General features: G+C 40.8%; 20 protein-coding genes. 9 read left to right on the top strand and 11 right to left on the bottom strand.

Translation table 11 applies throughout. The features are described from left to right. Positions 1–26 precede the first annotated feature (26 nt). The 3 genes from MKP07_RS20880 (at position 27) to MKP07_RS20870 (ending at position 2589) form a co-directional block, all read left to right on the top strand. Positions 27–1031, top strand: coding sequence for an SPFH domain-containing protein (locus MKP07_RS20880; RefSeq protein WP_240848906.1), 1005 nt, complete (start codon positions 27–29; stop codon positions 1029–1031). 10 nt (positions 1032–1041) lie between these two features. Next, positions 1042–1284: a hypothetical protein gene (locus MKP07_RS20875; protein ID WP_240848905.1), complete on the top strand. Its 243-nt coding sequence runs from the start codon at positions 1042–1044 to the stop codon at positions 1282–1284. Positions 1285–1383: 99 nt separating this feature from the next. Continuing rightward, positions 1384–2589: a hypothetical protein gene (locus MKP07_RS20870; RefSeq protein WP_240848904.1), complete on the top strand. Its 1206-nt coding sequence runs from the start codon at positions 1384–1386 to the stop codon at positions 2587–2589. 74 nt (positions 2590–2663) lie between these two features. Here the strand turns inward: MKP07_RS20870 and MKP07_RS20865 are convergent, their stop codons facing one another. Both MKP07_RS20865 and MKP07_RS20860 read right to left on the bottom strand, forming a co-directional pair. Then, a complete protein-coding gene (locus MKP07_RS20865) occupies positions 2664–3599 on the bottom strand; it encodes a Fic family protein (protein ID WP_240848903.1) in 936 nt (311 codons plus the stop codon). Between the two features lie 441 nt (positions 3600–4040). Then, a complete protein-coding gene (locus MKP07_RS20860; RefSeq protein WP_240848902.1) occupies positions 4041–4403 on the bottom strand; it encodes a winged helix-turn-helix transcriptional regulator in 363 nt (120 codons plus the stop codon). A gap of 93 nt (positions 4404–4496) precedes the next feature. Between MKP07_RS20860 and MKP07_RS20855 the strand changes: the two genes are divergently transcribed. The 6 genes from MKP07_RS20855 (at position 4497) to MKP07_RS20830 (ending at position 8211) form a co-directional block, all read left to right on the top strand. Further along, positions 4497–4808, top strand: coding sequence for an SDR family oxidoreductase (locus MKP07_RS20855; RefSeq protein ID WP_240848901.1), 312 nt, complete (start codon positions 4497–4499; stop codon positions 4806–4808). A 2-nt stretch (positions 4809–4810) separates the two neighbouring features. Then, positions 4811–5380, top strand: coding sequence for a Rossmann-fold NAD(P)-binding domain-containing protein (locus MKP07_RS20850; RefSeq protein WP_240848900.1), 570 nt, complete (start codon positions 4811–4813; stop codon positions 5378–5380). A gap of 204 nt (positions 5381–5584) precedes the next feature. Then, a complete protein-coding gene (locus MKP07_RS20845; protein WP_240848899.1) occupies positions 5585–6172 on the top strand; it encodes a Crp/Fnr family transcriptional regulator in 588 nt (195 codons plus the stop codon). 146 nt (positions 6173–6318) lie between these two features. Further along, positions 6319–6774 carry an alpha/beta fold hydrolase gene (locus tag MKP07_RS20840; protein ID WP_240848898.1) on the top strand — a complete coding sequence of 152 codons (456 nt, stop codon included), beginning with the start codon at positions 6319–6321 and terminating at the stop codon, positions 6772–6774. 62 nt (positions 6775–6836) lie between these two features. Then, positions 6837–7025 carry an alpha/beta fold hydrolase gene (locus tag MKP07_RS20835; RefSeq protein ID WP_240848897.1) on the top strand — a complete coding sequence of 63 codons (189 nt, stop codon included), beginning with the start codon at positions 6837–6839 and terminating at the stop codon, positions 7023–7025. Between the two features lie 772 nt (positions 7026–7797). Further along, positions 7798–8211, top strand: coding sequence for an OsmC family protein (locus MKP07_RS20830; RefSeq protein ID WP_240848896.1), 414 nt, complete (start codon positions 7798–7800; stop codon positions 8209–8211). A gap of 89 nt (positions 8212–8300) precedes the next feature. Here MKP07_RS20830 and MKP07_RS20825 read toward each other — a convergent pair whose 3' ends face one another. The 9 genes from MKP07_RS20825 to MKP07_RS20785 form a co-directional block, all read right to left on the bottom strand. Beyond that, positions 8301–8846, bottom strand: a complete 546-nt coding sequence (locus MKP07_RS20825) for a DinB family protein (RefSeq protein WP_240848895.1) — start codon at positions 8844–8846, stop codon at positions 8301–8303. Positions 8847–8978: 132 nt separating this feature from the next. Then, positions 8979–9410, bottom strand: a complete 432-nt coding sequence (locus MKP07_RS20820) for a VOC family protein (protein WP_240848894.1) — start codon at positions 9408–9410, stop codon at positions 8979–8981. 29 nt (positions 9411–9439) lie between these two features. Further along, the gene (locus tag MKP07_RS20815) at positions 9440–9763 is read right to left on the bottom strand and encodes a hypothetical protein (protein ID WP_240848893.1); all 324 of its coding nucleotides are present in this window, start codon (positions 9761–9763) and stop codon (positions 9440–9442) included. Then, positions 9754–9912: an SRPBCC family protein gene (locus MKP07_RS20810; RefSeq protein WP_240848892.1), complete on the bottom strand. Its 159-nt coding sequence runs from the start codon at positions 9910–9912 to the stop codon at positions 9754–9756. Before MKP07_RS20810 ends, MKP07_RS20815 begins: the two co-directional genes overlap by 10 nt. A gap of 33 nt (positions 9913–9945) precedes the next feature. Next, complete coding sequence (locus MKP07_RS20805) at positions 9946–10104, bottom strand: hypothetical protein (protein ID WP_240848891.1); 159 nt, start codon at positions 10102–10104, stop codon at positions 9946–9948. Then, positions 10101–10799 carry a VOC family protein gene (locus tag MKP07_RS20800; RefSeq protein WP_240848890.1) on the bottom strand — a complete coding sequence of 233 codons (699 nt, stop codon included), beginning with the start codon at positions 10797–10799 and terminating at the stop codon, positions 10101–10103. Before MKP07_RS20800 ends, MKP07_RS20805 begins: the two co-directional genes overlap by 4 nt. 94 nt (positions 10800–10893) lie before the next feature. Beyond that, on the bottom strand, positions 10894–11448 hold the full coding sequence (locus MKP07_RS20795) for a dihydrofolate reductase family protein (protein WP_240848889.1): 555 nt from the start codon (positions 11446–11448) through the stop codon (positions 10894–10896). Then, positions 11445–11864 (bottom strand): hypothetical protein, encoded by a 420-nt coding sequence (locus MKP07_RS20790; RefSeq protein WP_240848888.1) that lies wholly within the window; start codon positions 11862–11864, stop codon positions 11445–11447. The genes MKP07_RS20795 and MKP07_RS20790 overlap by 4 nt, the downstream gene beginning before the upstream one ends. A gap of 152 nt (positions 11865–12016) precedes the next feature. Beyond that, positions 12017–12955, bottom strand: a complete 939-nt coding sequence (locus MKP07_RS20785) for an exonuclease/endonuclease/phosphatase family protein (protein ID WP_240848887.1) — start codon at positions 12953–12955, stop codon at positions 12017–12019. Positions 12956–13070 lie beyond the last annotated feature (115 nt).

Raw genomic sequence — 13070 nt, 5'->3', positions numbered from 1 at the left:
ATTTTACTAACCAATTAGTGAAAATAATGGGCATAAAAAATTTTCTTAGAAGGCAATTATCGCAGGTAATAGAATGGAACAGTCAGCAACCTGATGTGCTGGTATATCAATTTCCATCTACCGATGATGAAATAAAGAACGCCAGCAAATTATTGGTGGGGCCTGGCCAGGGAGCTGTACTGGTGTATGAAGGGAAAGTCACTGATCATATTGATCAACAAGGTATTTATAACCTGGAAACCGATAACCATCCCTTCGTTACAACATTACTGAAATTGCGGACGGCATTTGAAAGCGAGCATAAACTTAAGATATGGTTTTACAGAACAGCTGAGATAGTAAACCAGAACTGGGGTACCGCCACACCAGTAAAGTATATGGATCCGGTTTATAAGATACCGGTGGAGCTGGGCGCCAATGGCAGCTTTGCTTTTCGTATACAAAATGCATTGCACCTGTTCAATAATGTAGTAGGCTCTCAAAGCCAATACCTGGTGCAGGATGCAAGGCAACTATTGCAAAACAGGTTTCCACAGGCCATGGCAGCAGTATTAGCGCAAAGCGGATGGTCTTATCAGCATATCGATGCACAGCTACCGGTATTAAGCGAATCCATCAGGCAGCAATTGCTGGGCGAACTGCAGGCTTTAGGCTTTGAACTAACCGACTTTAAAGTAAACGGTACCGTATTTGATGACGCAACCAAAGAACGGATTGACAAAGTAGCCAATATTACTGCCGAAGCGATGGCTGCCGCGGAAGGAGGACTTACCTATGTGGAGATGGAAAAACTGAAGGCCTTGCGTGACGCGGCCCGCAACGAAGGCGGGCTGGCCGGAGCCGGCTTACAACTGGGCGTAGGCATGGAGTTGGGCAAAGCTTTTGATAGTGCTAAAACCCAACAGCTGGATGCCCCTGCAGAAGACGTTGTTACAAAGCTGCAACAATTGAAGCTGTTGCTCACAGAAGGAATTATTACGCAGGAGGAATTTGATACCAAGAAAAAGAATGGCTGGCAAAATTTTAATTAAACTTAATTACATGAAAAAGATCATTGGCCTGTTAATCGTATTATGCAGCATAGCACTAATAGGTATTATCGTTTTACGCATCTGGGGTATTGAATTAGTTAGCACGGGTGATGTACTAAGAAGTGGTGCCACATTGGTTTTACTGGCCGTGCTCACCATTATACTGGTAATTGTTTATGGTGTATTTTTCCGCGATCCTAAAAAAGGATACCAGCGGCCAAATGGTGAAAATCGTGCCCATCCTAAACTCTAATGCAGCGGCATAACTATACAAACCACTTTACCGGCATTCAGGCTGACCCAAAGCTCGATTCATCTAATCCAAACTCTTAGTACAAACAACCGCCAAGTCATGGCTAAAAATATAAAAGCAGTTAAATGTCCGCACTGTGGCGGCGTGCAAAAAACTTCAATCGGCAATCATTTCTACCGCTGCAACAGCTGTCAAACGGAGTATTTCCTTGACGATGATGATATCAATATCAACATCACACATAAGCATGAAAACACACCAGTAACACCCAATCTGGGCGCTAATACCGGCAAGTCAAAACAGGCCCTTATAGGCCTGGCTCTCGTAATAGGCTTTATTTTTTTAATGGGAGCTTTCAGCCTATTTAGAGGATCGAAGGACCCTGCCGTTAAAGCACAAAAAGAAAAAAACGAACTAAGATATCATGAAAATTTTGTGTATACGAATACTGCTAATGGCAGACCGGTATTGTTACGAATGGTTCAGGAGCAACTCAGGGGTGAAGATGGTAATTACGACCTGGTAAATGGGTATGCCCTATTTATTGACCCGATTACAAAGTCCGAAATCAAGCGTCAGTTGCTTTTCAAGCGCATCAGGCGGCTGGCTGGGCATAGCTCCCAGTTTTACCAGCTAAGCAATGGTGACATTTACATCAACTATAACGAACAAATCTACCTCAAGATTATCCGGGATAACAATAGCCTTAACGATGTTACACAAACTCTTTTACAAAACCATCCGGAAGCTAGCTCAGGCATTGCCCGGTTGCGTATGTATGGTACCAGCTGGGACCTGCTGACCAATGATGGCAAAAAGTTCCGTTACCTACCTACCACCGATCAATTATTTAAAGAAGATGCGTACCTGCTGATACAGGCAGCAGAAAACGCAGCTCAGCCTGCGGTTTCATTCAAAACAAAGGATGACAATAGTCGCCTGTTGAAAATTACTAAAAATGGGGATCAGCTGAACGAAACAGTTCTTGACCCCAACCGCAAATATTTTGCAGCTAAAGTAATGATACAAAGCCCCGACTTCCTGGTAATACAGGGCAATACCACCGCAGCGCCACAGTCGCCCATACACCTGCAACGCATCGATGTGAATACCGGTAAGGTGTTATGGACCACGCAAGCTTCTTCATTTGAATACCGAAACGCCACCCAAACCAATGACGGTTTCGCAGCCTTTTATTTTAGCGGGGAAGATATGGACTATCAATCTGGCGTACATGTGTTTTCTAAGGACGGAAGGCTCTTGAATGAATACAAAATTGCCAGGGGCGGTGAGCCGATGGAATAAAATAAATCGACATATGTCTGCTATCAAATCAAAATATGTACTTGTGTCGATACCACCACCTATCCGGATAGTGATCATTTAAATATTTGCATATACTCGTCAAACATATATAATTTGCTGCGCTGTGCGCCCGTAATTTCTTTTACAATTTCCAGCTTTTCCAAAAGCGCCATCAGGTTATAAGCAGGCTTTAAAGATTTACCGGTCACTACACTCAACTTCTGTACATCGATAATAGGATTACTATATAAATAATTCACCACCTTATAAGCATCACCGCTACGGCTGCCAATATCTTTCAGCCTGCTTTCAATAGATCTTTGCAATTGTAAAATATTATCAAAAGTGCTTACCCCGTTTTTGGCAGTTTCTATTATACCAGTGAGAAAAAACTTAAACCACTGCCCTATATAGTTATGCGTGCGTACCCGAATCAGATTATCGTAGTAGAGCATGCGGTTACGTTCAAAAAAGTCTGACAAGTACAATATAGGACGTTTTAAGATGCCCTTATCGACCAGGTATAAGGTTATTAGCAACCGGCCTACCCTTCCATTGCCATCCGGGAAAGAATGAATGGTTTCAAACTGGTAATGAATCAATGCGACTTTTAACAATTCCGGTAATGGGTTCAACTCATCATTTGCAAATTTCTCTATATCTGAAATAAGCTCTGCTATTGAACTATGAACCGGCGGTACAAAAGTAGCATCCATAATAGAGGCGCCGCCTATCCAGTTCTGACTACTACGGTACTCACCAGGCAATTTGTGTTTACCTCTTACGCCTTGTAATAATATTTTATGGGTTTGCCTTATTAACCTCGGTGAGAAGGGCAGCGTATGTAATAGCTGTACTGCTTCATTCATAGCTGTACTATAGTTTTGCACTTCCTCCCAGTCGTCCCGCATGTTGGCATTTATTTCATCTTTCGACAAAAAAGCTTCTTCTATATTTGTTTGTGTAGCCTCAATTTTCGATGACTGTGTAGCCTCTTTAGCAATGTGCATTTTTATGTAATGATCTATGTCTACATAATTAGAATACATATCTAAACGCCTAAATGCCGATCAGCCTAACTCAAAAGTTGCTAAATGCTCATATCATTGAGCGCCCAATTCCTGTTAATCAATTCAGGCTGAAAACTTTTATAGGTTTTTTTGTTGATATAGGTTCCCGATCTAAAATTTTCCATAAAACAACAAAACACAATTCGCTATTTTACTTTTTAAACAAAAACACCAATAAAGTTTCAATTATTGGCATTATTACTCGAATAAACAGTTTTTCTGACACAAGCGTCTCTGGCATGATTGCGTTCACTCTTATGCAGCAGTTTCATTAGCAAAGACAAAATATCAATAAATCAGCGTCCCTCAAAATCTTTTGAAATTTAGAAAAGCCGCTGTCTTCAAAATGATTTTTAAGTTTTTGTGCACAAAGACCCTATTCTACATAAATGCGCCTTGTCGTTCCTTAATAGCCCATTTGGCCATGGCGTTGATAACGGGGATCAGCCCTTTGCCTGCTGTACTTAAGCTATAAGTTACAAAGGGCGGCACTACCGGTTTTGATTCTCTTATCACCAGGCCATCTTCTTCCAGTTGTTTCAAATGCTGAATCAGTACTTTCTCAGTGATGGCTGGTATGGCCCGTTTTACCTCGCTGTACCTTTTGGACTGCTTAGATAAATGATAAAGTATAATAGGTTTCCAGTAGCCGCCTATCTTTTCCATTACATAGGTTACGGGGCAAAGATCCAGGGCTATTTGTTTATTCTCCTGTATCGTAGATGCTTTCTTTACTGCTGTCATAATACATACTTTAGGGTAAGTACTTGTATAAAAGTAAGTACAAAGTTACCTTTGCCTTGTCAAACAAAAAAATTAATTAAAAAAAATAGACAGATGAAAATTACAGTAACAGGATCATTAGGCAACATCGGAAAAAACTTAATTCCCATTCTTACAAAAGCAGGGCACCAGGTTACGGCAATCAGCAGCCAGGCCGATCGTAAAGCAGATATTGAAGTGCTCGGCGCCACAGCAGCTATCGGTTCGGTAACGGATGCAGCGTTTCTGACCGAAGCTTTTAAAAATGCCGATGCCGTTTTTGCGATGACACCACCTAACCTGGGCGGCAGCAATATTATTGAAAATACTACCAACGCCGGTAAAGCATTTGCAACAGCTTTTAAAAATGCAGGTGTAAAAAAATAGTGATGTTAAGCAGCATTGGTGCCGATGTACCAGCAGGTACCGGCCCTATTGAAGGTTTATATAATATAGAACAGATCTACAATCAACTCGAAAGCATTTCTATCACCAACCTGCGAGCAGGTTACTTTTATACCAACTACTACAATGATGTGCCCCTGATCAAAAATGCCGGAATTATAGGGTCTAACCTGCCCGCCACAGCATCCATTCCACTGGTGCACCCCGTTGATATTGCCGTAGCTGCTGCTGAGGAACTGCAACAACCGGCAACGGGCAATAAAGTGCGCTATATCGTGAGCGACTATCGCCCGGCTTCGGATATAGCTATCGCCATTGGTACTGCCATAGGTAAACCAGCATTACCTTGGGTGGCATTTACCGATGAAGAAGCGCTGCAAGGTATGACACAGGCAGGTGTACCAGCAGAGATAGCTGGCCTGTACGTTGCAATGGGCGCCAGCCTGAAGAGCGGCGCAATTCAGCAGGATTTTATAAAGACTGGCGCACCGGTAAATGGCGCAACAAAGCTGGAAGATTTTGCTAAGGAGTTTGCAATTGCTTTCAACAACTAAAAGATCATAATCAACCTGTTTTTGATGGGCAGAACGGGCCCATCAAAAACTGATAAAGGAAAAGAGGAATATTCCGGCAAGGAGATTTCCTCTTTTTGCTTTTACAGCAAACGGATAACAAACTAATCATTTTTCCAGGTTTTTGCATCCTAACAAAAAGCAGCTTAGTTTTACAAGAAAACGCCCTCATCCAAACTTTTTGCTATGACAGATTTTGAAGTACTGGCATTTGCCTTTAAACAATTTGCTGGTTTACCAGGACAAGAATTTGAAAAATCAATCCCCTACTGGAAAAATGAAACTTTTAAGAAATGGGATTTTTATAATGAACACCGGTCGGTATGTAAATACCTGGGCTTTGTAAAGCAGGGTGTCTTTCGCTCCTATGTTATTGACGAAAAAACCGGCGAGGATAAAAATGTATTTCTCTATTCAGGTAACCAGTTTGTTGTTTCTTTTAAAAGCTTTATTCAACAAATACCCTGTGATTATCATACACAAGCCATGACGGAAGCAGAAGTTTTGTGCATTCATTTTTTAGACTTACAGAAGCTGTATCAGCAATCACATGCATGGGAAAGATTTGGCAGAGTACTGGCCCAGGAAGCTTTTAATATTTCGATGGAACGAACAGAAAGCTTTCTCTTTAAGTCGCCCGAACAGCGATACCTGGACCTGATCAAAAACCACCCGGATATTTTCAACAATATCCCATTATACCATATCTCCTCCTACCTCGGCATCCAGGGTCCCTCGCTCAGTCGCATCCGGAAAAGAATTTTAGGTAAATAATACGATTTTAACCCAGGTTAAAGTTTTTGGCATTCCGGCGGGCGAGCTTTGTGTTATCAAATCAAATAAAAAACTAAAAATTAAAGTTATGAACACAAAGCACATTGTATTAATCCACGGATTATTTGTAAACAACAGTACATGGAATGATTGGAAAGCCTATTTTGAAGCACAGGGCTATACAGTACATACACCAGCCAATCCCGGTCACCAGGGTACCTGCCGGTTTAAGAAACACGATTCATCCGCAACTGGTACAAACAGGCTTTAAAGATGTGGTTGACAATATCGTTAACTTAATAGATAGCTTACCTGAAAAACCCATTGTTATTGGTCACTCATTAGCCGGCCTGGTGGTACAAAAACTGGTGGAAATGAACAAAGCGATAGCTGGCATCAGTATCGACGGTGCACCTCCTAAAAACGTTTTAGCTCCCTGGGCTACTGTAAAAGCAGTATGGCCTGTTGTAAACCTGTTTAAAGGAAATAGTGCATTTATGGGTAGTAAAGAATGGTACCATCGTCATTTTTTAATAATTACAGCAAAGCTGAAAGTGATCGGTTATACGAAGCCATTGCAGTTCCCGAGAGCCGGAAAATAGCCAGAGATACTTTATTAAGTTTTTTTGCCAATGTTGATTTTTCAAAACCACATGCACCGTTATTGTTTATAGGAGGTGGTAAAGACACGATTTTCGCCTCTTCTTTTACTAAAAAAATTGCCGGTCAATATAAAGACCCTAATAGCCGTGTTAATTATAAACATTTTGAAGGCAAAAGCCATTTTATTGCCGGTGAAACAGGTTGGGAAGAAGTTGCGGCTTATGTGTTGAGTTGGGTTAAATCTTTGTAGGCATCTACTGAAGGCGCATCAACGTCATTTATTAGCTAATCATATTTCTACTATTCGTGTAGGCTTACACCTGTATTGATAACGCTTTCAATAAAAATCAACTTTAAGGACACGATTGGATAAATCCATCTATATCAGCTCGTGGCTTCATAAAGTCTATCATAGACAGAATGATATGTCGCCGCTCTGCGGCTGGATTTACATTTAAAATGATAATTCTATCGATATGTTACCGCTACGCGGCAAATTAAATCTTCAAAAAGCTTTCACTATTGAACGATTTACTAAAAACATTTTATACATCAGTTACGCTACGCAGCTGTAGTAATTTGAGAATTCACTTTAAAATGAATGTGGACGCGAATCATCGACCTATTAATATAAAACCGCCCCAAACCCCAATGTATCCCCATCGTGACAATGTATTGACAAGAAACATCGGGGGATTAGCGCTATACGGCTCATTAGATCTCACAAAATCGCTTATTATTGGATGATATACTAAAAACAGTTTACACATTAGTCGTGCTCCATGACTGTAACACATTTTAAAAATTCAGTGTTGAGGTAAATGCAAACCCGACACGGCGTCAATCTAATATATAACGCCTAAATCCAATACAGCCGCAGAGCGGCGGTATATTATAACAATCGCCCAAAACCTCCATTGAGCCGCATTGCGGCGACATATTAAAACTACCCGCCATAAATTCATAACAGCATCGCTAAACTTTTCAAAACAGGAAACCATATCTTTATCAAAATTTGACACATGACATCGGAAGTAATTTATAATGGTGACCTGCGTACCACCTGTACCCACTTAAAGAGTGGTTCTAATTTTGAAACAGATGCCCCCGTTGACAATAACGGCAAAGGAGAAAGATTTTCTCCAACCGACCTAATGGCAACCAGTCTTGCCACCTGCATGGTTACAGTAATGGGCATTAAAGCCCGCACTATGAACTTTGACCTGAACGATGTAAAAGTGGAAGTACTGAAAAAGATGGCGGCTGAACCCAGACGTGTAAGCGGTATTGATCTAAAATTTCATATACCCGAAAACCTGGCTGCTATTGACGACAAGACAATCGCTATACTGAAAAATACAGGCCATACCTGCCCTGTGGCCAAAAGCCTTCACCCGGATATTGAAGTAAATGTTGACTGGGGAGCCTGGTCTTAAACAATGCTATTAAAAGCAAAGAGGCATTTCGATTTACAAAATGCCTCTTTGCTTTTTGTGGCGAGACAAAGTCCTCTTCACCATCCGCCTTAATAATGTATTTCTTTATTAATATCATACTTCATCCCTTCATAGCCCAGCGCTCTACGCATTAAACCCATTTGTCCTAAAAGATAGCTCTCCCTGTCAAGACACATGCCTATCATATTCAATTTATTTTCTTCAAAAAAATCAACGCCCATTCCCAGGTTGTAAGGCTGCGCCAGTTCTTCGTCTGTAACCCGGTACAACATATCATACAATTGGGATGATATTTTATGCCACTGGTCTTTCAGATCCTTCAACTCAGGATAGTTAGCCTTCGGGTCTAATGCCCTTGCATCTTTAAACAATTCATCATAAGGGTCTTTATCTTCAACACCCAGAATGTTGGCCAGCCAAAACCGGATATTGACCATATTGCCCGCCATCCAAACAAAATGATTGGTTACATCATTCACCCTTTTCAAGGCGTCGAAGCCGGAAATATTGTCTATTACATTATCGAAGAGCTGGGTATGCATGCGGTATTGAGGTATGACCAGTTGAAGTGTTTTCGCCTCCAGTACCTGCTCTTTTTCTTTAATATCAAACATAACAAAGGTTTTATAGGTGAGTACATTATTTATAGTCATCAGCAACTAAAAACATGCCAGCAAAAAAGCCTGCTACTAATATCGCAGCAGGCTTTGGTTGAAAAGAATTACTGTTAATTGATAACAGGGTGCTTAGAAAGCCGGATTATAATTCACCATCCAGCCGATTCCGAATTTATCTACCAATGATCCGAAATAATCGCCCCAGAACTGATCTTCCATAGGCATTTCTACCTTACCACCGTCAGCCAGAGCGTTGAACAGTTTATCAGCTTCTTCCTTATTATCCGGATGAAGAGATAAATAAACATTATTACCCTGTGTTAATTTATGCCCCATAGAAGGAACAATATCCGAAGCCATCAATGTCTGGTTGTTATCCAGTGGTAGAGAAACATGCATCACCCGCCCCTTTTCGTCATCAGGCAGGTTTTCCGTGCCGGGCGCGCTGCTCATTTTCATGATACCACCGGCAAACTCACCACCGAAAACAGATTTATAGAAATTAAATGCTTCTTCAGCGTTACCATCAAAATTGAGGTAAGGGTTTAATTTGAATGCCATAAAGTATTAGTTTTTTTATATTTAAAACGTTAATTATAATCAGGCTTTGTGTTAACCGGACTGTCGGTCTGCTCGGCCAGTTCTTTTAATGCCTGCAGGCTTTTGGTAAAGCCATCATTCATCATTTGTTCATATTCCTCAGTAGTTTGTACCAGTACTTTCAATAAAGTACCTTCACTATCGGGAAGCAGCTCGTACCGCTCAACAGCGCCAGCAAAATCTTTTACCCTGTCGCTCGTTGTATCCTCCACCCCTTTATTCAATTCTCCGTAATGAGAGAATTCTACAAGTGATGGTGGCTCCAGCCTTTTTATAGTAGACAACATACCATTTCTTTCCGCATCTAAAAACAAGGTTTTGCCCCCACCTGCCAATCACTCTCCATATAAGAGCCCGGATTAAAAGGAGCTGTCCATTTGCGATAGGTATCATCGTCCCAAAGGGTCTTCCATACCTTTTCCAGCGGTGCACTTATGATAATTGAAAAACTAAGATCTTTCATATTTATATGTTTAAAGGTTACGAAATGGTTACTTCAGGCTGCAGAAATAGCACTTAGCTTGTCAATGTCTATTTTTTGCATCTGCATTAAAGCATCGGTAACTTTCTTTGCTTTCTCCTTGTCTTCCTGCCCCGTCAGGATCATCAGCTTTTGAGGTACGATCTGCCAGCTCATCCCAAATTTATCTTTCAACCAGCCGCACATGCTTTCCTGCCCCCATCTTTTATCAAGTTATTCCAATAGTAATCCGTTTCCTGCTGATCTGCCGTAATCACCACCAGGGAAATACCTTCATCAAAATTAAACTGGTGTGGCAGTGAGCTATCCATACAGGCCATCGTATAGTGATCAATATGAAATTGAGCATGCTGCACATTACCTTTTGTATCTTCTGTTCCGTCATACTCCATTATACCTTCCGTTTGAGACCCCGGAAATATCCTGGTATACAATTCAATCGCTTCTCTAGCACGACCGTTCTGCTGGTTTACATACATCAAGGTAGGAACAAAGTATTGATCGGTGTCGCCTTTATCCCCAGTAAGCAATTGCCAGGTAACACCAAACTTATCGCGCACCCAACCGTATTTGGTGCTAAAAGGATAACTATCTAATGGCATTAAAACACTTCCATCCTTCGACAATTCGCTAAAAAGACGCACTGTTTCGCCTTCTTCTTTATTGGCTATTAAAAAAGAAATAGAAGCATTAGGTTTAAAATGCGGACCAGCACTTAATAACATCAGATTTTGACCAGTGATGCTGAGCATCTGAACCAGACCATTATCTTCCGTAAGATGTGTATCAGGAAAAATACTTTTATAATATGCCGCGACTTCTTTGCCGTTTTTATCGAGCCATACACAGGGATAGATCTTATTATTCATACAACTGGCTTTATAGTAAATAATCGTTTTTCAAAATTAGTATGCAATGATCCTGCTATCGCTTGTCATTTGACAAGAAAACAAATGCTTACAATTATTTAACAACTGAATACTGCAGATAAACAACGCCACAATCAAACTTCTTTGCGTTTTCTAATTTTAATTTCGGACAATGTTTCGCATCAAAAAATCTCCTTCCTTCGCCCTTTATTTGCGGATCTAACAAAATATGGTACCCATCTATTAACCCGATAGCTTGCAATTGTGTGGAAACCACTCCACTGCCTAATATCACAATATTTTTATGAGTAGACGCCTTTATATGACTGATCACTTCCTCGTTAATATCGTCATGAAAGAAGCAGTTCTGCCAATCCGAATCCCTTACTGTTTTGGAAAAAATATGTTTCCTGCTTTCATTCATCAACTTATACGCATCCGCAAAATCACGACTCGCCTCAATGCCGGGCCAGTAGCCTACCATTAAATCAAAAGTTGTACGTCCCATAAGAATGGTGTCAGCCTGATTCAGTTGTTCCAGATTAAAATGCATCAATTCTTCATCGCTGGTGAACCAACCTGTATCACCACCACGACCAGAGAAAATACCATCTAATGAAATCCAGTTAGAGACAAATATCCTGCTCATAATTTTCGCTTTAGAGGTACGGCGCAGATAACCTCGTTATCATTTTTATAGATCTCCAGGCAAAACCCTTCAGAGTCTAATTCAGACGTTTTTAACAGCTCAGTAAAGGCTGAACCGATAGCTTGTGGGTTCTTCATAAAATCTTTTATGGTGATACTTTTATAGCTGCCGGCCGGTATAATAACAGTAGCAAATCCCAGCTCCTTACCCTCTCCTTTGTAGGATTCATCGACTGCCGCTTTATAAACAATATGGTCCATACTACCTTCAGGTCTTGAAATGCCATAAGTGGTTCTGTTGAAAGCATCCGGCACTTTGCTATGTAACTTCTGAAAAGCATCCATTATACCGTCAGGAAAGGAACTTGCCTGACAAACAATCACGCGTTTGTCTTTTTCAATTATAAGGTTTTCCATATACTTATTTTAAGACAAACTTATAATGCTATTACATCATGTTTGTTGTAAGAAAGCGACAAACTACAAGCGATTTACGACACAATACTGCTATAACGGGAAAAACAAATAAGATGCCACCCATATAGTTGATGTATTAATCTTATTATAAACTAAGGACGAACCCGATAAACTGATGTTACAGGATAATGATCGGAGGTGTTACCTGATGAATAGCCCGGCACAGCATTAACCACATCCGTTCTTATCTGGGCAGAGGCGGGTAGATACCAGTTTGTCATATTACTACTGATCACCTGCTGATCGATTACTGAGTTGGCATATCCCAGTGAAGACTGGTTGCCCGGAATATTTAAGGGTGCGGTTATAGCGTTGTACCTTACCGCGTCATCCAGGAAATTCCGGTAAGGAGATATTTTTCCGGGAATAATGCTTTTATCGAAATTGTCATTAAAATCCCCCAGGATCATAAAGTATTTCCCGTTGTAATAAGTGTCCAGGCTATCTTTCAGCTCCAACGCACCGTTCAATCTGCGATTATAGCTAGACAGATCATCATCAGCTTTAGCATGAATCAGCAGGAAGCTCATTTCTTTCTTTGCACCGTTAACAGATACTTCGGCCTGAAGCAGGTAAGGGTACCTGTTTCCAAAATTATAATAGGCAGGTGCACTGATGGCCATAAAGGGCCGCACCGATACGTTCCTGAAAATATGCCGGTTATATACAAAAGCCATTTTCTGCATGCCACCTGTAAAAAATGAAACGGTATACCTGAAATCATCGCCCAGGTTATTCCTGATCATACGACCAAAGCGCGTGGTGTCCACTATTTCGCAAAGACCATACAGATCTGCATCCAGGTACTTCAGCACTTTTGCTGCATTCAATTCCTGGTCATTCAAATTTCCATGAAATCCGGACGGATCGCCAAACCATTCTATATTCCAGTTAGCAATTCTTATGTCTTTGTTGTAATCTTTAAACGGGCCATCACTACCGGTGGGGGATGTTCCGTTATCATCGGGTCTTTCTCTTTTACAGGTTAGAAAAGCAATCCCGACCAATAGCCAGATTAGGATGATCTTCATACAGTTAACAATTCCTTCCTAAAATTAAACATTTTTTAGTTAGCCTCGTTATATTTGTTCGAATTGGGTGTGTCGCATTTTTGGGGAGATATTGGAATAGAGAAGTAATAGAAAA

This window comes from Paraniabella hibiscisoli (assembly GCF_022512515.1).
Classification (GTDB): domain Bacteria; phylum Bacteroidota; class Bacteroidia; order Chitinophagales; family Chitinophagaceae; genus Niabella; species Niabella hibiscisoli.
The sequence above is the reverse complement of the archived record's forward strand: the minus strand, read 5'-3'. Positions and strand labels throughout refer to the sequence as shown.